13 protein-coding genes are annotated in these 16749 nt (G+C 63.5%); 10 read left to right on the top strand and 3 right to left on the bottom strand.

Going from position 1 to position 16749, the window contains the following annotated elements:
- Positions 1-104 precede the first annotated feature (104 nt).
- From ACYU81_RS06440 to ACYU81_RS06425, 4 genes are all read left to right on the top strand, one after another.
- Positions 105-1394 (top strand): adenylosuccinate synthase, encoded by a 1290-nt coding sequence (locus tag ACYU81_RS06440; RefSeq protein ID WP_460986905.1) that lies wholly within the window; start codon positions 105-107, stop codon positions 1392-1394.
- A 3-nt stretch (positions 1395-1397) separates the two neighbouring features.
- Entirely contained in the window at positions 1398-1580 is a 183-nt protein-coding gene (locus tag ACYU81_RS06435; RefSeq protein WP_460986904.1) for a hypothetical protein, read from the top strand.
- Between the two features lie 170 nt (positions 1581-1750).
- The gene (locus tag ACYU81_RS06430; protein WP_460986903.1) at positions 1751-2320 is read left to right on the top strand and encodes an NADPH-dependent FMN reductase; all 570 of its coding nucleotides are present in this window, start codon (positions 1751-1753) and stop codon (positions 2318-2320) included.
- A 113-nt stretch (positions 2321-2433) separates the two neighbouring features.
- Positions 2434-3318 carry a bestrophin family protein gene (locus ACYU81_RS06425; RefSeq protein WP_460986902.1) on the top strand — a complete coding sequence of 295 codons (885 nt, stop codon included), beginning with the start codon at positions 2434-2436 and terminating at the stop codon, positions 3316-3318.
- Between the two features lie 3 nt (positions 3319-3321).
- Here the strand turns inward: ACYU81_RS06425 and ACYU81_RS06420 are convergent, their stop codons facing one another.
- Both ACYU81_RS06420 and pdxH read right to left on the bottom strand, forming a co-directional pair.
- Positions 3322-4653 (bottom strand): dicarboxylate/amino acid:cation symporter, encoded by a 1332-nt coding sequence (locus ACYU81_RS06420; RefSeq protein ID WP_460986901.1) that lies wholly within the window; start codon positions 4651-4653, stop codon positions 3322-3324.
- 194 nt (positions 4654-4847) lie between these two features.
- A complete protein-coding gene (pdxH, locus tag ACYU81_RS06415) occupies positions 4848-5423 on the bottom strand; it encodes a pyridoxamine 5'-phosphate oxidase (RefSeq protein ID WP_460986900.1) in 576 nt (191 codons plus the stop codon).
- A 118-nt stretch (positions 5424-5541) separates the two neighbouring features.
- On the opposite strand from pdxH, the gene ACYU81_RS06410 reads away from it, so the two are divergent.
- The 5 genes from ACYU81_RS06410 to ACYU81_RS06390 all read left to right on the top strand — a co-directional run bounded on the left by ACYU81_RS06410 (position 5542) and on the right by ACYU81_RS06390 (position 10547).
- Complete coding sequence (locus ACYU81_RS06410; RefSeq protein WP_460986899.1) at positions 5542-6471, top strand: DnaJ C-terminal domain-containing protein; 930 nt, start codon at positions 5542-5544, stop codon at positions 6469-6471.
- Positions 6472-6485: 14 nt separating this feature from the next.
- Complete coding sequence (locus tag ACYU81_RS06405; protein ID WP_449474348.1) at positions 6486-7457, top strand: YihY/virulence factor BrkB family protein; 972 nt, start codon at positions 6486-6488, stop codon at positions 7455-7457.
- Positions 7454-8263 carry an enoyl-ACP reductase FabI gene (gene fabI / locus ACYU81_RS06400; protein ID WP_460986898.1) on the top strand — a complete coding sequence of 270 codons (810 nt, stop codon included), beginning with the start codon at positions 7454-7456 and terminating at the stop codon, positions 8261-8263. The genes ACYU81_RS06405 and fabI overlap by 4 nt, the downstream gene beginning before the upstream one ends.
- A gap of 19 nt (positions 8264-8282) precedes the next feature.
- Positions 8283-9356, top strand: coding sequence for a chorismate synthase (gene aroC / locus ACYU81_RS06395; RefSeq protein WP_460986897.1), 1074 nt, complete (start codon positions 8283-8285; stop codon positions 9354-9356).
- Positions 9357-9758: 402 nt separating this feature from the next.
- On the top strand, positions 9759-10547 hold the full coding sequence (locus tag ACYU81_RS06390; RefSeq protein WP_460986896.1) for a PhzF family phenazine biosynthesis protein: 789 nt from the start codon (positions 9759-9761) through the stop codon (positions 10545-10547).
- 43 nt (positions 10548-10590) lie between these two features.
- On the opposite strand, the gene ACYU81_RS06385 is transcribed toward ACYU81_RS06390, so the two are convergent.
- On the bottom strand, positions 10591-11325 hold the full coding sequence (locus tag ACYU81_RS06385; RefSeq protein WP_449474344.1) for a hypothetical protein: 735 nt from the start codon (positions 11323-11325) through the stop codon (positions 10591-10593).
- A gap of 509 nt (positions 11326-11834) precedes the next feature.
- Here ACYU81_RS06385 and ACYU81_RS06380 point away from each other — a divergent pair.
- Entirely contained in the window at positions 11835-16670 is a 4836-nt protein-coding gene (locus tag ACYU81_RS06380; protein ID WP_460986895.1) for an autotransporter domain-containing protein, read from the top strand.
- Positions 16671-16749 lie beyond the last annotated feature (79 nt).

Below are 16749 nucleotides of genomic sequence, written 5' to 3'. Positions count from 1 at the left end.
ACGCGCCTCCCGCAGGGCGTATGCGCCCAACTTGATCCCACCGGCATGCCGAGTCCCGTCGAAGGGCATGGCCGGTCACCGCGGCGGGCGGAAGGACTTTATCTGTGGCAAATGTGACCGTGATCGGCGCTCAGTGGGGCGACGAAGGCAAGGGCAAGATCGTCGACTGGCTGTCGGAGCGCGCCGACGTCGTCGCCCGCTTTCAGGGCGGCCACAATGCAGGCCACACGCTGGTCGTGGGTGAGAAGGTCTACAAGCTCTCGCTGCTCCCCTCGGGCATCGTGCGTGGAACGCTGTCGGTCATCGGCAATGGCGTCGTCCTCGATCCCTGGCACTTCCGCGATGAGGTCGCCAAGCTGCGCGGGCAGGGGGTCGAGATCACGCCCGACAATCTCCAGATCGCCGAAACCTGCCCACTGATCCTGCCCTTCCACCGCGACCTCGATGGTCTGCGGGAAGACGCATCGGGCGCAGGCAAGATCGGCACCACTCGCCGTGGCATTGGCCCCGCCTATGAAGACAAGGTCGGCCGCCGCGCCATCCGCGTCTGCGACCTTGCCCATCTCGACGATCTCGGCCCGCAGCTCGACCGCCTGACCGCCCATCACGACGCCCTGCGCGCAGGCTTCAACGAAGCGCCGATCGACCGCGATGCCCTGATGGCGGACCTGCGCGACATCGCAGAGTTCATCCTGCCCTTCGTAAAGCCGGTCTGGCTCACCCTCAACAAGGCAAAAGCGGCGGGCCAGCGCATCCTGTTCGAAGGCGCGCAGGGCACCCTGCTCGACATCGACCACGGCACCTATCCCTTCGTCACCTCGTCCAACACGGTCGCGGGCACGGCGGCGAGCGGCACTGGCCTTGGCCCCAACGGCGCGGGCTTCGTGCTGGGCATTGTCAAGGCTTACACCACCCGCGTCGGCTCCGGCCCCTTCCCGACCGAGCTGGAAGACGAAACCGGCCAGCGCCTCGGCGAACGCGGCCATGAATTCGGCACCGTCACCGGCCGCAAGCGCCGCTGTGGCTGGTTCGACGCCGTGTTGGTGCGCCAGTCGGTCGCAGTATCGGGCGTCACCGGCATCGCGCTGACCAAGCTCGACGTGCTGGACGGCTTCGACACGCTCAAGATCTGCGTCGGCTACAAGATTGGCGACCAGACCTTCGACTATCTTCCCGCCCATGCGCAGGATCAGGCGAAGGCGGAGCCGATCTACGAGGATATCGAAGGCTGGCAGGACACGACGGCCGGTGCCCGCAGCTGGGCCGACCTCCCCGCGCAGGCGATCAAATATATCCGCCGGATCGAGGAACTGATCGGCTGCCCGGTCACGCTCGTCTCCACCAGCCCCGAGCGCGAGGACACCATCCTCGTGCGCGATCCCTTCGCGGACTAAGTAATGGCAGGCGATCGCTTCGAACGGCACAAGCAGCCATGGACGGCGGATGAGCTGCAAAAGCTTCATTCGCTGGCGAAGAAGGGCATGGCGCTCAAGGCGATCGCCAAGGCCCTGACCCGCAGCGAGGAATCGGTAAAAACCCGCGCCAAACAGGACGGGCTTTCGATAGCGAAGTTGCGGTAAAGGCCATCCAACCCCGTCATGCCAGCGAAATCTGGCATCTCGGGTCTATGTGTCCTGCCCGATCCTGAGGTGCCAGCTTCCCCTGGCATGACGCATGGAATGGCCGATATGCTGGACGCGCGCTCATGCCGATGCGACAAACCTCCCCTTAACAGCAAGGGAGCGCCGCGATGCCACTCAACCTCCTCATCCTCTACGGCTCCTACCGTCGTAATCGCATGGGCATCCGCCTCGCCGACTATCTCATCAACGGCTTCCAGCAACTCGGCCACAAGCCCGAACTCATAGACGCGATGCAGGTCAGCCTTCCCATGCTCGACCAGCGCTACAGTGACTACCCGCCCGGCCAGGCCCCCGCAGCCATGGCCGCGCTGGCCGACCGCCTCACCGTTGCCGATGCCTTCGTCTTCGTGACCGGCGAATATAATCGGGGCGTTCAACCCGGCCTCAAGAATCTCGTCGACCACTATCTCAAGGAATTCGACCGCCGCCCCGCCGCCATCGCCAGCTATTCGGCGGGCCGCTATGCCGGGGTCAACAGCCACGCCGCCTGGACGGTGACGCTGTCCGCCATGGGCATGGCCGTCATCCCGGAACGTTTGAGCGTCGGCCAGATCGCCCAGACGCTTGATGAACAGGGTCAGCCACAGGGTGACGGCGGCGCGGCGCTCGAACGCGATTTTGCGGGTTTCGCGAGCAGCCTCATTTGGTGGGCGGAAGCGGCGAAGGCAGCGCGCTGACCTCCCCCCGTTGCAAAGAGGGCGTAACGCGCAGCCGGTAAATTGTCCCCCGCCCGCATCCAAAGGAGGGCCGCTTTGTTTATGCCCTCCTGTGCTGAAATCCGGAGAAATGCATGATCGTCAATGCCGCGCCCAGCCTGCGCCAGATTGCGAGTGAAGTTTGGAAGCCGCTCGCCCTGTTGTTCATCTGGGACTGCGCGGTCACGATCACCTATTTCATCCTGCCCTTTCGCGCGCCACCGCTGCCGCTTACCCTGTTCGGCTCGGCGCTGGCGCTCTTCCTCGGCTTTCGCAGCAATTCATCCTATCAACGCTGGTGGGAAGGCCGCATTCTCTGGGGAGCGATGATCAACGCCTCGCGCAGCCTGGCGCGTGCCACGCGGAACTTCCTGCCCGACCCCGAAGCGCGGGACCTGAAGCGAGAGATTATCAAACGACAAATCGCCTATGTGAACGCCTTGCGATGCCAGTTGCGCCGCCAGCCCTTCGACGATCGCGTTACCGGCTTTATCGAGGAGCGGGACAAGGGGCATGCCCTCGCGCGCTCCAATCCGGCCAATGGCCTGCTGGACAGCACCGGGCGGCGGATCGACATCGCCCGAAGGGAAGGGTGGATCGATACTATCCAGCAAACGCAGATGGAACGGACGCTGGTCGATATCTCCAATGCGCAAGGGGGCATGGAGCGGCTCAAGAACACGCCGTTGCCTATCCAATATCGGTTCCTGCCGACGCTGTTCACGCATCTCTTCTGCGTATTGCTGCCGATCGGGCTGGTGGAAACCCTCGGCCTTGCGACGCCGCTGGGGTCGACGGTGGCGGGCCTCATGTTCCTCGCCGTGCTGCGGATTGGCGATGATCTGGTCGATCCCTTCGCTAACAGCGTACATGACGTGCCACTCTCCGCCATGTGCCGCACGATCGAGATCGACCTGCTCCAATCCATCGGCGACGATGCGCCTGCACCGGATCAGCCGGTTAGGGGCATATTGTGGTAGCGGTCAGCTTCGCGGTTCTTCGTCCACCATGTCCGACGCCAGTTCCAGCCCAGCGCGGCCATGCGCGGGCGTATGGGCTGGCGCCTTGGGATGCGGCACGAATTCGGGTTCCTCGACCTCCAGCATGCCTTCCCATTTGGTGATGACCGACGTTGCGATGGCGTTGCCCAGCACGTTGGTGGCGGTGCGGCCCATGTCCATGAAATGATCGACGGCCAGGATGAGGGCGATGCCTTCCACCGGCAGGTCGAACTGGCCCAGCGTCGCCGCAACGACGACGAGCGAGGCGCGCGGCACGGCGGCGATGCCCTTGCTCGTCACCATCAGCACCAGCAGGATGGTGATCTGCGTCGCGATCGGCAGGTCGATGCCATAGGCCTGCGCGATGAAGATCGTGGCGAAGGTCGAATACATCATCGACCCGTCGAGATTGAACGAATAGCCAAGCGGCAGCACGAAGCTATAGATACGACGGGGGACGCCGAACCGGTCCAGCTGCTCCAGCATCTTGGGGTAGGCGGCTTCCGACGATGCCGTGGAAAAGGCGATCAGCAGCGGCTCGCGCACATATTTGAGCAGCTTGATCATCCGCCGCCCCAAGAAGATCGCCCCGGCGCCACAGAGCAGCAGCCACAGCGCAAAGAGCGAAAGGTAGAATTCGCCCACCAACTCGCCAAAGGTCTTGAGGACCCCCAGCCCCTCGGTCGTGATCGCCGACGCCAGCGCCCCGAACACGGCAAGGGGCGCGACCCGCATCACATAGCCCGTCACTTGCAGCATCAATTCGACCATCGCCTCGATCACGATGACGATCGGCTTGCCCTTTTCGCCGATGGCGGTCAGCGCGACGCCCACGAACAGCGAAAAGACGACGATCTGGAGGATCGAATTTTCCGCCATCGCCCCCACCATGGACGTGGGAAAGACGTGCAGGACGAAATCCCTGAAATTGAGCGCTTCGGTATTCACGCCGGATTGCGCGCCTGACCGGACAAGGTTCAATCCTTCACCCGGCGCGAAGAAATTGACGAAGAAGAGGCCGAGCGTCAGCGATATGAGGCTGGCGATGATGAACCAGGCCAGCGCCCGCCCGCCGATCCGCCCCAACGCCGCGCTGTCGCCCATATGCGCGATCCCCGCGACCAGCGTCGAAAACACCAGCGGTGCGATGATCATCTTGATGAGGTGGAGGAAAATGTCGGCCAGCAGGTGGAAATATCCTGCCACATCCTTGGCAAGGGTCTTGTCGGCTCCGACCCACAAATTGGCCGCAAAGCCGGTGAGAACGCCCAGGATCATGCCAGCAAGAATGAAGGCCGTCAGTCGATTCCGCATGCAACCCCTCTTAGCCGTGCTGGCCTCACATCTAACAGGCGCCGACCGGAACGCCTATCCTGTTGAACGAATGACCGCAGCCTTATCCTCCCTGCGCCGGAGGCGTGGGGAGGGGGACCAGCCAAAGGCTGGTGGAGGGGAAATGCGCAACGCTGGCCACGCTCCCTCCACCACCGCTACGCGGCCCCCGCGCCTCAAGGATAAAGCAGCCCTTCGCGCCAACCATCGCCATCCCGCTCGAACAACCGCCGTTCGTGCAGCCGATGCTCACGGTCCTGCCAGAATTCGATCCGCTGGGGTACCACGCGAAATCCCGACCAGTGCGGCGGGCGAGGCACCGGCCCACCCTCGAACCGGGCGACCGCATCATCATAGCGGGCCATGAAAACCTCCCGAGACGGCAGCGGTCGCGACTGGTCGGAAGCCCATGCGCCCAGCTGGCTGTCACGGCTGCGCGTCGCGAAATAGGCGTCGGCCGCAGCCTCATCCACCGTCTCGACAGGCCCTTCGATCCGGATTTGCCGCCGCAGCGACTTCCAGTGAAACAGCAGCGCCGCATGCGGATTGGCGAGCAAATCCTCGGCCTTGCGCCCTTCGAAGTTAGTATAAAAGATAAAGCCTTCCGGCCCATGCCCTTTCAGCAGCACCATCCGCACCGACGGCCGCCCGCGCGCGTCGGCGGTTGCCAGCGCCATTGCGTTGCTGTCGTTGATCTCGGCGCCGCGCGCTTCGCCATACCATTGGTCGAACAGGATGAAGGGATCGGTCATGCTGCTGATCTACGGCTGGTTTCCGTTCATGTCGATGGCCGCGCCGCTTGAACGATCGTGACTATTTCGCCACATAAGGTGCAAATCAGCTTTCACGAACAAGGATAGACACTCGGCAATGGCGGATCCCTACTCCACTCTGGGCGTCGCGCGCGGCGCGAGCGAGGCAGAGATCAAGTCGGCCTACCGCAAGCTCGCCAAGGAGCTTCACCCTGACCGGAATCAGGATAATCCCAAGGCGGCCGAGCGTTTCTCGTCGGTTTCCAGCGCCTATGAGCTGCTGTCGGACAAGGACAAGCGCGCGCGTTTCGACCGGGGAGAAATTGACGGCGACGGCAATCCCACCGCTCCCTTCGGATTTGGCGGCGCTGGCGGCGGCGGTTTTCGTGGACGTCCGGGTGGCGGCGGCGGCTTTGAATTCAACGAAGGTGCCGACTTCGGCGACATTTTCGAAGGATTGTTCAGCGGCGGCGGCGCCCGGCGCGGTGGCGGCGGTTTCGGTGGCTTTGGCCGTGGCGGCCCGCCGCAAAAGGGGGCCAATGTGTCCTACCGCTTGGCCGTCGCGTTCGTCGACGCGGCCACCCTCGCGCCGCAGCGGATCACCCTGCAGGACGGCAAGAGCATCGACCTCAAGCTGCCTGCTGGCGTCGAAACCGGCACGCAGATGCGGCTGTCGGGGAAGGGGCAGGCGGGGCCAGCCGGGGCAGGGGACGCGATCGTCACTATCGAGGTGAAACCGCACCCATTCTTCACCCGCGACGGCGACAATGTGCTGCTCGACCTCCCCATCACCCTCGACGAAGCGGTGAAGGGCGGCAAGGTCAAGGTGCCCACCGTCGATGGTCCGGTGATGCTCGGCGTCCCCGCCGGGACCACATCGGGCAAGACGCTGCGCCTGCGCGGCAAGGGCTTCACGCACAAGGCTGGGGAGCGGGGCGATCAGCTCGTCCGCCTGCTGATCGACATCCCCGGCGACGACCCGGCGATCCTGTCGCTGGTCGAAAGCTGGCAGGATGGCCGTGCCGTTCGCGCCCATCTGGGCGTTTAGGACGTTAGGAGGGCATGCCGCAGCCTTCACCCTACTCACCCGAATCCCGCCGCAAACGGATCGCGGACGACGCTCGTGCCCATCTCAACCGCGGCATAGCCAAGGTCCGACCCGGCAGCCACGCCTTCGAAATCATGAAGCGGGTGGCTGTCGGCACCTATAGCGATGGCTTCATCCACGCGGGAAACCTCGCCTATCTTTCGCTGATGACGCTCTTCCCCTTCTTCATCGTCGCGGCGGCGGTAGCCAGCATCTTCGGCCGGTCGCAGGATGGTCTGGCGGCGGTGGGCGCTTTCCTCGAAACCGTGCCGCCCGGCGTCGCCAGCGTGGTGAAACAGCCCATCATCGATGTGCTCACCGCCCGCACCGGCCCGCTTCTATGGCTCGGCGGTCTTGTTGGCCTGTGGACGGTGGGCAGCCTCATCGAAACCATCCGCGACATTCTCCGCCGCGCCTATGGCACCAAAAGCACGCGGCCTTTCTGGCACTATCGCCTGACCGCCATCGGCATCACGTTGGTCAGCGTGTTTGCCGTGATGTTCGCCTTTTCCCTTCAGGTCGTCATAACCGGCATCGACCAGTTCCTGCACCAGCTGCTGCCCTTCGCGGACCAGGCGATGCAGATCGTCACCCTGACGCGCGCCCTGCCGATGCTGATCCTCTGCGTCGCCCTTTATTATCTCTATTTCTCGCTCACACCCAGCGCCTACAAGGACAAACGCTTTCCCAAATGGCCCGGCGCGGTCGCTACGGCGCTTTGGTGGTATGGCGTCACCATGCTGCTGCCGCCCACCCTTTCGCTGCTCGGCGGCTATGACCGCACCTATGGCAGTCTGGCTGGTGTCATGATCACACTCATTTTTTTCTTCCTCGTCGGGCTTGGCGTGGTAATTGGCGCGGAACTCAATGCGGCGCTTGCCGAATTTCCCGAAGAGGAAGTGGAGCGTGGCATGGAGGATCGTAAAGGGAACGGGACGGTAGAATGACGGGCTTGATGACGGGAAAACGAGGTCTCATCATGGGCCTGGCGAATGACAAGTCGCTCGCATGGGGCATTTCCAAGGCATTGCGCGCACAGGGGGCGGAACTCGCCTTCTCCTATCAGGGCGATGCGCTGGCCAAGCGCGTGCGCCCGCTTGCCGAGGAACTGGGATCGGACTTTCTGATCGATTGCGACGTTTCCGACATGGACAAGCTCGACGCGGCCTTCGACGAAGTGAAGGCACGCTGGGGCAAGCTCGATTTCGTCGTTCACGCGATCGGCTTTTCCGACAAGAATGAGCTGCGCGGCAAATATGTCGACACCAGCCTCGAAAACTTCCTGATGACGATGAACATTTCGGCCTACAGCTTCGTCGCCGTCGCCAAACGCGCCCGCGCGCTGATGGCCGAGGGTGGCAGCATGCTGACGCTGTCCTATTATGGCGCCGAAAAGGTCATCCCCCATTACAACGTCATGGGCGTGGCCAAGGCGGCCCTGGAAACCAGCGTCAAATATCTGGCAATGGACCTGGGACCGGAAAATATCCGCGTCAACGCCATTTCGGCAGGCCCCATCAAGACGCTGGCGGCCAGCGGCATCGGCGACTTCCGCTACATCATGAAGTGGAATGAACTGAACAGCCCGCTCCGCCGCAATGTGACGATCGAGGATGTCGGCGGCGCGGCCCTCTACCTCCTGTCGGATCTGGCATCGGGCGTGACCGGCGAAGTCCATCATGTCGACGCTGGCTACAATGTCATCGGCATGAAGGCCGAAGACGCGCCGGATATCGCGCTCGACAAGGGCTGATCCGGGCGAGGGACAGGATATGAGCTTCAACACCTTCGGCCGCGTATTTCGCTTCACCACCTGGGGCGAAAGCCATGGTCCGGCCATCGGCGCGATCGTCGATGGCTGCCCCCCCGGCCTGCCGATCAGCGAAGCCGACATCCAGCCCTATCTGGACAAGCGCAAGCCCGGCACGTCGAAGTTCACGACCCAACGCCGCGAACCGGACGAGGTCCGCATCCTGTCGGGCGTGTTCGAAGGCAAGACCACCGGCACCCCGATCAGCCTGATGATCGAGAATACCGATCAGAGGTCGAAGGATTATTCGGACGTCGCCAAGGCCTATCGGCCGGGTCATGCCGACTATGCCTATGATGCCAAATATGGCTTTCGCGACTATCGCGGCGGCGGCCGTTCGTCGGCGCGTGAAACCGCCAGCCGTGTCGCTGCGGGCGCGGTTGCCCGCCTCGTCCTGCCGGAGGTCGATATCTTCGCCTATGTCAGTGAGATAGGCGGCGACGCGATCGACTATGCCCGTTTTGACGCGGCGGAAATCGACAATAACCCCTTCTTCTGCCCCGACCCCGAAGCCGCTAAGCGATGGGAGAAACTGGTGGACGACGCGCGCAAGGACGGTTCGTCCCTTGGCGCCGTGGTCGAATGCGTCGCGTCCGGCGTGCCCGCAGGCTGGGGCGCGCCGCTCTACGCCAAGCTCGACAGCGAACTCGCCGCCGCGATGATGAGCATCAACGCGGTCAAGGGCGTGGAAATCGGCGACGGTTTCGCCGCTGCCCGCCTGCGTGGCGAGGAAAATGCCGATCCCATGCGTCCGGGCGAAGAGGGGCCAGCCTTTCTTGCCAATCATGCTGGCGGCATTGCGGGCGGCATCTCGACCGGCCAGCCGGTGAAGCTGCGCGTCGCTTTCAAGCCGACCAGCTCGATCCTCATCCCCGTGGAAACAATCACGCGCGATGGCGAAGCTTCCGACATCATCACCAAGGGCCGCCACGACCCCTGCGTGGGAATCCGTGGCGTACCCGTCGTGGAAGCGATGATGGCGCTGGTGCTGGCGGACCAGAAATTCCTGCATCGCGCGCAATGCGGCGGCGCATAACCGGCTGACACGAGCCGATTACCCGTTGAAAACCATGTTTGCGCGAGACGACTCAGTAAATCTGCGTTAACATCGTCAGCATCGATCGCCCGCGGGAGGGCGAGCGGCAGTGCGTAAGCCTGGGGAGCGTCATTCCTCACCGGCCTTCGGGCCAAAATTGGATTGACGGTCAAAGCGTCCCCTAAAGCCGCGAACACGGGCCAGCCATTTCATATGGCTGGCCCATTTCCTTTCCCCCACCTACGTCATGCCAGCGAAAGCTGGCATCTCAGGCCCCTGCATCGAACGCCAGATCACTCTCCCCCTCGACGTGCCCTCCAGACCAATGTCTCCATGCTGGCCCTATCGCCCGGCGTCACCGCGCGTCATCATCGGCCTCACAAGCCAGCGGAAACCCAATCGATGACCAGCCTTCCCTTCACCCAGGTTGACGCATTCGCCGACGCGCCCTTCACCGGAAATCCGGCTGCCGTGATGCCGCTTGGCCGCTGGCTGGACGATGCCACCCTCCAGGCGATCGCGGCTGAAAACAACCTGTCGGAAACCGCCTTCACCGTTCCGACGCCCGATGATCCCGACGCCGATTATGCCCTGCGCTGGTTCACGCCCATGGTTGAGGTGAAGCTTTGCGGCCATGCCACGCTGGCCAGCGGTCATGTGCTGATGGGCGGCCGCACCGCGCTGCGCTTCCGCACCCGTGACGCGGGCGTGCTGACGGTTGCGCGTGACCGGGATGGCTACGCCCTTTCCCTCCCCGCGTGGCATATGGAACCGCGCGCGCTACCCGATCTTGCGGCCGGGCTGGGCGGGAAGCCGCTTGAGTCCCATTGGCGCGACGGCGGATACAGCCTGTTCCTCTTCCCTGATGCTTCTGCCGTCCGCGCGCTTCAGCCTGACTTTGCGGCCTTGAGGGCGCTTGGCGACATCATGCTGATTGCCACCGCGCCCGGTGAGGACAGCGACATCCTCAGCCGCGTCTTCGTGCCAGGAGGTGGCGTGGATGAGGATCCTGTGACCGGCTCGGCCCATTGCCTGCTCACCCCCTTCTGGGCGTCCCGGCTCGATAGGGTAAAGCTCGGCGCCGTGCAGGCATCTGCTCGTGGCGGCCGCCTTGGCTGCCGTCTGGACGGCGATCGGGTCATCCTGACCGGCGCCTGTCGCACGGTGATAGAGGGGCAGTTCCTGCTCTAGGCGAGCGATATTGAGCTTGGCGGCAGCCGGGCCGCGTCAACCCTCAAGCCTCGTCGCCGAGCATCCCGATGATGGGGAAGATATGCCGGACCTTGCTGCGGTGAATGGAAGCGGTCACCCGGTCCTTATATTGGGTCAGGCCGATCAGGTTGCGGTCCCGCGCGCTCAGTCTGCCTATCGTCCAAAGCGACCGTTCCTCTTCGTCGCGCAGTTGCACGATTACGTCGGTATCGATGGACGCAGGCTTGATCCTGTCCAATATCACCCGCTCGCCTGCCCGGAACCTCGGCTCCATCGCTTCGCTGGGGATGTAGATCGCGAAATAGCGGGCCGCGTCGGCACGGCCGAATGGCGCGGGGATAAAGGCGGCCGGCTGGGTGAAGTCGCCCTCCCACATCTCCAGGTCGTTGGCCAGTGATATGCTGTCCTCGTCTGGGAACAGCAGCGACGCGGCATAAACCGGGATGGTCCTTTCACTCGGCATCGCAAAGGGCAGGGGCCGCTCCTTCACTAGATGTGTGGGGGCCGGTGAAGGGGTGGCGGTGATCCCCCTTGCCTCGCACATGGCGAATGGCTCGGGGAATGCTTCCTTGAGCTTGGATATGCTCCGCGCCGAAAGGGAATAGCCTACCGAAGGTGTGGGATAAATGCGCGTCAGCGTCGATGGAGCCAGCCCTGATCGGCGCGCTACTTCCGTCGCCGACAGGCCGGTTTCCTCTATCAGGCAGCTGATCAGCCCACGCGCTTTCTGCTGATCCCACTCATAATCAAAAGACATGTTTTTCTGCGCCTGTTCTTGGCACACCCGTGCGACCACCTGGAAAACCGACGATCGCAAATCTTGCGTCGCCTTTTGTTCGTTGTTGTTTCTAGAAGCGTTCACACCGCTGTCGCAAACCTGCCAAGTGCATATTGAACGATCATACAATTTGCGCACTTAAGAATCCAGAATTTTCATGGAAAAGGCCTAAAGCCCGGCCTAAATCCGTCAAATCTCGGAGCTATTTGCGCACATCTTTGCGACGCCGCAAAAAGCGATTGCGAACGAATGCGATTGCGCATAGGAGATTTGCGCAAGTTGCGCACACGCACGTGAAGTGCGTCTAGCAATGTGCAGGGGGTGAAGGGGATTTCACCGCGCATATCAGATGCGGCAGGTCGGGTGGTGTCGTCCCGGCCCGGATGTCCCCTTCTGCCGTCTGGCTTTGCGGCTTTGCACGATGACTAGGGGAATAAAGAATGAGAAATAACTCGAAACTGCATCGGATGCTGCTCTTGTCAGCCTCGATGCCGGCGATGGCGCTCCTCGCCAACGCCAGTGGAGCCTCAGCCGCTCCCGCAACTGTGAACGTGCCCACCGGTGCGGGTACAAGCGCCGCGGTGAACGCCAGCATCGATGCCGCGATCACCACTCCTGCAAACCCTGACCTTACGGTAACGATTGCCTCGGGCGCGGACATCAGCGGCGGCAGCGTCGGCTATGATTTCGTCGCGGGCGGCTATGCCGCTGGCGAAGGCGATGGCGCTGTTTCACTGACCAACGATGGCCTGGTCACCGGTATCGCCTTTGGCGGCGTCGGCAGCACGGCCGCCGCCAACAACTTCACCGCCACCAACAATGGCGAAGTCACGGGCGGCATCAGCGCAACGGACTTCGGCGGCACGGCTTCGGTCACCAATAACGGTTCGGTAGGCGGCAGCGTATTCGGCTCGGCCTATGGTGATGTTGCGCTCGTCAACGGTCCCGCGGGCGAAGTCGGCGGCAGCCTGATCGGCTCAGCCCTTGATACCGCGAACGTCTCCGTCACCAACGCCGGTTCCGTCGATGGCGACCTTGTCGGCACGGCAACAGCCGGCTCCGTCACCCTGGCCAATAGCGGCTCGGTCGGCGGCAGCGCCTTGGCCTCGACCACTGATGGTGCCATCTCGATTACCAATGCGGCCGCTGGACGGATCAGCGGCGACGTCGATGCCGATTCGGACACCGGCGCGATCACCATCGCGAACAATGGCCAGGTCCTCGGCCAGACCACCGCGTCGAGCGGCAGCACGGTCTCGACCAGCACCGGTCCCACGGTCACCGTATCGGGAACGACCACGACCACGCAGTCGAGCAGTTCGAGCGAAACCGTCGGCGGCGACGTCACCGGCACCTATGCGGGCATCAACGGCTCGCTGAACTTCGGCACCGGCAATGACGGCAGCGTCAGCCAGTTCTCCGCCGCCAACAGCACGGCTACCGTCAGCGGCAGCGTCTATGGCGACGTGTCTTCTGTAGCCCAGGGTGGGTCATCCGCAACTGCCAGCACGGACGTTGCGACGGACTCCCGCGATGGCGCAGGCACCGGAACGGTCGTCGCCACCAGCCTCGACACGACCGATTTCGCCACCACCGGCGGCACGAGCACCGTCAACATCAGCGGAACGGTTGCTCCCGGTGATTCTGGCCGCAACGGCGATGTGTTCTCCTCCGGCAACGCAGGCAGTGCGGTCAACGTCAACGGCGGCCAGATCTCGGGCAACGTCACCTCGACGAGCCAGGGCTTCGCCATCAACCTGACGAACGCCTCGGAAAGCACCGACACCTATGACGCTGGCGTTCTGCAGGGAACCAGCTCGTCCGCCAGCTCGCAGTTCACCCAGAGCCAGACCGGCGGTGCGGCTTCCGTCGCGCTTCAAGGTGCGGCGAATGTGGGTGGCAACGTGAATGTTACGGGCACCGCTTCGGCATTGGCCGACATCGGCGCGGATGCAGCTGTCGCTGGCAACGTGTCTGTCAGCACCGCGCAGGTCGGCCCGTTCGCCTTCACGCCCGCTGACGTGGCATTCGCCACCTCCGCAACGCGGACGGTAGACGCCGCTGGAGATGGCACGGCTACTGTCACCACCACCTCGACGCAAACGGCTCCGGCCGCTGCTGGCAACGCCACGCTCAACAATGCCGGACGCATCGATGGTGACGGCAGCGTCACCTCGGCTTTCGGCAACGCGAGCGCCAACATCACCGGCTCGGTCGGCGGATCGGTCTTCGCCTCGTCGGGCACCGACCTGTCAAACAGCGAGAGCGTTGACAATTACAGCGTCACTGGCGGTATCGACACGCTGACGACCAGCACGCAAACCAACAGCTTCACCTCCGCAGGTGGTCAGGCTTCGGTCGTCGTGGATGCTCCCTCGCAGCAGGGCGTGCCCAGCGTGGCGGGCAACGTCTTCGCTTCCGGCGTAGGCGGTGCATCGATCACCATCGGCCAAGGCAGCGTCATCGGCGATGCCAACAACGGCACCGGCGGCAACCTTTTCGCCAGCAGCTCGGGCTTCGACAGCAGCGAAGAAACCGTCACCACCTATGCGGCTGATGGCTTCACCCCCGTCAGCGTCGTAACGACGTTCACGGGTCAGCCGGTCGGCGCCGCGGCCTCGGTCACGAACAACGGCGCCGTCCTTGGCGATGTCGATGTCGAAGGCCTGACCTCCGCCTCGCTCGTTAACAATGGCTCGCTCGGCACGCCGGGTGCGGGCAATGTGTTCAGCGTTTCCGCGTTGGACGGTGGCGGCTCCGCGACGATCACCGACACCAACCCGACCGACGCTGGCACCCGCACGATCGCGGCAAACGTCACGGCGGCTCCGGCAGGCGGCAACGCCAGCTTCACCAACAACGGCATCGCCTTTGGCGACGTCGAGCTGGAAGGCGTCACTGGTGCTGTCACGAACAACGGCATCCTGACGGGCAACACGACGCTCGGCGGATCGGTGTTCAGCGGCACGGCTACTGTCGATGCGACGGTCAACACGACCGCCGTCACCGTCACGGCTGCTCCTGCGGCGCAGACCTACACGGTCGATCAGAACGGCATCTCGCGCGGTTTCACCGTGACGGGTGCGGTATCGACGCAGGGCGAAGTCGCTTCCGAACTGGCTTCGCTGGTTTCGGGCGCGGGCGTTCCCCTGAACGCATCGCAGGTTGATCCTGCCGCGTTCAACCTCAGCGTGGGTGGCGAAGCTGCCGTCAAGACAGCCGACATCAAGGCGGCGATCAACCTCAACAACGGGTCGATCACGCTCGGCGACATCGACGCACAGCGCGACGACAGCGGTGCCTATCTGACCGACACGACCGTCAACCTGAACGGCGGCGGTTTCCTGGGCGCCCGCGAACTGAAGCTGGCTGGATCGACCACCCCGGCCAACTTCACGCCGGTCGCGACCCTGCCGCAAGACGCGCAAGGGCTGTTCAACCCGACGGCCGTTCGCGTGCTGGGCGTCAACACCGTCAACAAGACGGGCGCTGGCACCTTCGTCGTGACGGGCGCCGAATATGTTCCGGCTGAAGGCTCCTCGCCCGCAGCCTGGACGATGGATGTCGGCAACCTCAACGTGCAGGCTGGCGAACTCCAGCTGGACGTTGCTTCGGACGACGCGGTCTTCGGGATCAAGGGCAACATCAACAATGATGCGACCCTCGTCCTCGGCCGCCGCGCACCGACCTTCATCCGCACGGTCGGCAACAGCATCGTCACGCCGGGGCCCGAAGCCATCAAGGGCATCGAAGTCTATCAGCAGGGCAACTACACCCAGACTGCCAACGGCACGACGGTCGTAGGCGTCAACCCCTCGCTGGTCCGCTTCAGCAGCCTTGACGTCAACAATGGCGGCGCGGCTCCGGAAATCCTGGGCCCGATCACCGGCGGCGTCAGCATCCCCTACTTCACCACTCCGACCAATGCCGGTGTCTTCTCGACCCCGTCGTCCGTCACGGTGGACGGGAACCTGAACCTGGCTGGCAAGGTCGCTGTGACCGTGTCGAAGGACAGCCTCTACTCCACGGGCGACGGCTACACGCTGTTCACCTACACCGGAACGGGCGATGTCACGGCAACTGCAACCCCCTCGCTGAGCTCGCAGTTCGTCACCTTCGGCCTGAAGCATGACACGACCGCCAAGACCGTGGCGATCGAAGCGACCCGCAACAGCTATGCTGTCGGCGCGACGAACCCCAACGCAGCTGCTGCGGCGGTGGGTCTCGACAGCGCTCTGGCTGACGTCATCGCCCGGGTGAAGACGGACGCTGCTGGTGGCAACGGCTTTGCTTCGGTCACGGAGATCGCCAACGCTCAGGACATCGCCAACATCGCGGCCGGTCTCGACTGGCGCCTGAACAGCGCTCAGGCGGCGCAGGTCTTCAACGAGCTTTCCTCGGCGGAGATCTACGGTTCGCTTGCTGCGGTGGATCAGAACGCGGTCTTCAACACCACGGTCAACCGTCTGGCGGCACGTCGCGGTTATGGAGAGGCTCTGGGCACCCAGCTCTGGTTCAACCCCTCGGCTAACTTCGCCAAGACGGGCGGCACTCGCTCGGGCGCGTCGAAGATCAAGACCAACAGCTATGGTGGTGCCTTCGGTATCGACGTCGCTTATCAGGAAGACGGCGCCTTCGGCATCGGCTTCGGCTATGGTCAGCATGACGTAACCGCTCAGGGTTCGCCGGAAGAAGCGCAGGTCCGCACCTACACCATCGGTGCCTATGCGACGCAGGGCTTCGGTCCCTTCTACGGCAGCTTCCAGTTCGCCTACGGCTTCTCGAAGTTTGAAGTCGAACGCGACCTGACCCTGCTTGCCCGCACGATCGAAGGCAACTTCAAGGGTTCGCAGTGGGATGCCAGCCTGGAAATGGGTTATGACTTCGCGGCCGGTAACGGTCTCGTCGTAACGCCCTTCGGTAAGCTGGCGCTTCGCCGCTGGTCGATGAACGGCTTCACCGAAGAAGGTGGCGCAGGCATCGGTCTCAACGTCGAAGACGCGTCGAAGACGGTCTTCTCGCCGGTCATCGGTGTGAAGGCAGGCGCTCTGCTGGGTGATGTCGATGGCGTGGCTTACCGCCCCTATGCCAAGGTGCAGTACAGCTTCCAGGGCAACATCGGCAGCGATCGCACCGTCCAATATGTGGGCGGCGGCAATGCCTTCAACCTGAAGGGCGTCGATCCCGATGGTCATGGCCTGATCGAACTTGGCATCGACACTTCGGTGAACAAGCGCGTCAACCTGTTCCTGTCCGGCGGCTACGGCTTCGGTGGGCACAACAGCCTGGCTCAGGTCCGCGGCGGCATCAGCTTCGGTTTCTGATCCAACCCTCCTCATGCACTGGGCGCGTCGATTTCGACGCGCCCTTTTTTTGCTCCAGCTACCGTGCTGGCAGACCATG

The sequence above is a fragment of the Sphingobium sp. TomTYG75 genome, assembly GCF_054771635.1.
The sequence above is the reverse complement of the archived record's forward strand: the minus strand, read 5'-3'. Positions and strand labels throughout refer to the sequence as shown.

What these genes read in the sequence shown, in the direction of transcription:
- ACYU81_RS06435 (WP_460986904.1), top strand. Translation starts at nt 1,398, where the DNA reads ATGGCAGGCGATCGCTTCGAACGGCACAAGCAGCCATGGACGGCGGAT.
- ACYU81_RS06430 (WP_460986903.1), top strand. Translation starts at nt 1,751, where the DNA reads ATGCCACTCAACCTCCTCATCCTCTACGGCTCCTACCGTCGTAATCGC.
- ACYU81_RS06425 (WP_460986902.1), top strand. Translation starts at nt 2,434, where the DNA reads ATGATCGTCAATGCCGCGCCCAGCCTGCGCCAGATTGCGAGTGAAGTT.
- ACYU81_RS06420 (WP_460986901.1), bottom strand. Translation starts at nt 4,653, where the DNA reads ATGCGGAATCGACTGACGGCCTTCATTCTTGCTGGCATGATCCTGGGC.
- pdxH (WP_460986900.1), bottom strand. Translation starts at nt 5,423, where the DNA reads ATGACCGATCCCTTCATCCTGTTCGACCAATGGTATGGCGAAGCGCGC.
- ACYU81_RS06410 (WP_460986899.1), top strand. Translation starts at nt 5,542, where the DNA reads ATGGCGGATCCCTACTCCACTCTGGGCGTCGCGCGCGGCGCGAGCGAG.
- ACYU81_RS06405 (WP_449474348.1), top strand. Translation starts at nt 6,486, where the DNA reads ATGCCGCAGCCTTCACCCTACTCACCCGAATCCCGCCGCAAACGGATC.
- fabI (WP_460986898.1), top strand. Translation starts at nt 7,454, where the DNA reads ATGACGGGCTTGATGACGGGAAAACGAGGTCTCATCATGGGCCTGGCG.
- aroC (WP_460986897.1), top strand. Translation starts at nt 8,283, where the DNA reads ATGAGCTTCAACACCTTCGGCCGCGTATTTCGCTTCACCACCTGGGGC.
- ACYU81_RS06390 (WP_460986896.1), top strand. Translation starts at nt 9,759, where the DNA reads ATGACCAGCCTTCCCTTCACCCAGGTTGACGCATTCGCCGACGCGCCC.
- ACYU81_RS06385 (WP_449474344.1), bottom strand. Translation starts at nt 11,325, where the DNA reads ATGTCTTTTGATTATGAGTGGGATCAGCAGAAAGCGCGTGGGCTGATC.
- ACYU81_RS06380 (WP_460986895.1), top strand. Translation starts at nt 11,835, where the DNA reads ATGCCGGCGATGGCGCTCCTCGCCAACGCCAGTGGAGCCTCAGCCGCT.